This is a genomic window from Oleiphilus sp. HI0080, from assembly GCF_001635135.1.
In genome coordinates this window covers 1-1,627 of record NZ_LWFU01000830.1, presented here as the reverse complement: position 1 = coordinate 1,627, position 1,627 = coordinate 1, and the positions used below count along the sequence as shown (strand labels likewise).

The 1,627-nt window shown below is 51.7% G+C and carries 2 protein-coding genes; both read left to right on the top strand.

What is annotated here, in order from left to right:
* The first annotated feature begins 66 nt into the window (after positions 1 to 66).
* On the top strand, positions 67 to 939 hold the full coding sequence (locus tag A3751_RS16965) for an SDR family oxidoreductase (RefSeq protein WP_068458160.1): 873 nt from the start codon (positions 67 to 69) through the stop codon (positions 937 to 939).
* Between the two features lie 16 nt (positions 940 to 955).
* Positions 956 to 1,627, top strand: a 672-nt coding sequence (locus tag A3751_RS16960) for a carboxyl transferase domain-containing protein (RefSeq protein WP_304439045.1), incomplete at its 3' end; no start/stop codon positions are given.

Sequence of the window (1,627 nt, the reverse complement as noted above, 5' to 3'; positions counted from 1 at the left end):
TGCCAAGCTAGCCGGTGAACTTTGTCGCTAGCTCAAACGCATTTGAAGTAATGAGGACAAGAAAGAATGTCTGGTTATCAGTCAGTTTTGAAAGAAGGTCTTTTTGAAGGCAAAACCATCATCGTCACAGGCGGAGGAAGTGGCATTGGTCGCTGCACCGCACATGAGCTGGCAAGCCTCGGCGCCCATGTCGCCCTCGTTGGCAGAAAGATCGAAAAGCTCGAAGCCGTGAAAGCAGAAATTGAAGAAGATGGCGGCTCAGCCGAGGCACATGCGTGCGATATCCGAGATGAGGACGCGGTAAAAACATGTGTGAAAGCGATTAAACAGAACAACCCTGCCATTCATGGCTTGGTTAACAATGCAGGCGGGCAATTCCCCTCCCCGCTGACCGGCATTAACCAAAAAGGTTGGGAAACGGTGGTACGCACTAACCTAACCGGCGGTTTTCTCATGGCGAAAGAGGTCTATCTTGCAAGCATGAGTAAACATGGCGGCTCGATCGTCAACATTGTGGCTGATATGTGGGGCGGCATGCCGAATATGGGACACTCCGGCGCTGCACGTGCAGGCATGGTGAACTTCACACAAACCGCTGCCGTTGAATGGGGTTGCTCTGGCGTTCGTGTAAACGCGGTCGCGCCCGGTTGGGTAATGTCGAGCGGCATGGACAGCTACCCTCCCGCTCTGAAACCGTGGATCCGCAGCCTCAAAGACGCAGTCCCTGTAAAGCGGATGGGAACCGAAGCGGAAGTCAGCTCAGCAATCTGTTTTTTACTAAGCGATGGCGCAAACTTTATCAGTGGCGACTGCCTAAGGATTGATGGCGCAGCGTCTCAAGGCGGGCGTGTTTTCCCTCTCCCAAAAGCAAAGAACTCTGATTCATACGATGGCTTTCATCGTTCTGAAACACCCGATATTTTCAAAGACGACGAGTAAAGGACGCGAGAAAATAATGAGCACACTGGAATCAATGATCGACGTGAACTCTGAGCAGTTCCAAGCAAATTCAGAGTCGATGCAAAGCCATATCGACAGCTTTCGAGAGATCGAAAAAAAAGTCGCCAACAAAGAGCTTGAGGCAAAAGAAAAGTTCATTAAGCGTGGAAAGTTATTACCACGCGAACGAATTAATCTGCTACTTGATCGCAACACACCGTTTCTCGAAGTTAGTTCACTCGCCGGTTTTAAAATGCATGACGACAAAGACGGCTCTATGGCCGGCGGCGGAATTATTGCTGGCATCGGTTACGTGTGTGGAATGCGCTGCCTGGTTATTGCCAGCAATAGCGCGATCAAGGGCGGGACGATCTCACCCACGGGTCTTGAGAAAACGCTCCGACTTCAGGACATCGCCAAAGAGAACAAGTTACCGGTCGTGACATTAGCTGAAAGTGGTGGCGCAAATCTTAACTACGCCACAGATGTTTTTGTGCACGGCGCACGAGGTTTTGCGAATCAGGCACGCCTCTCCGCCGCCGGCATTCCACAGTTTACCATTGTCCACGGTAATGCGACCGCAGGCGGCGCTTATCAGCCTGGCCTGTCAGACTACTCGATCGTAGTAAAAGAGCAGGCAAAGATGTTTCTTGCTGGCCCGCCCCTTCTGAAAGCGGCGACCGGAGAA

Excerpts from the sequence above, each read along its gene's own strand:
- A3751_RS16965 (WP_068458160.1), top strand. The coding sequence starts at position 67 with ATGTCTGGTTATCAGTCAGTTTTGAAAGAAGGTCTTTTTGAAGGCAAA.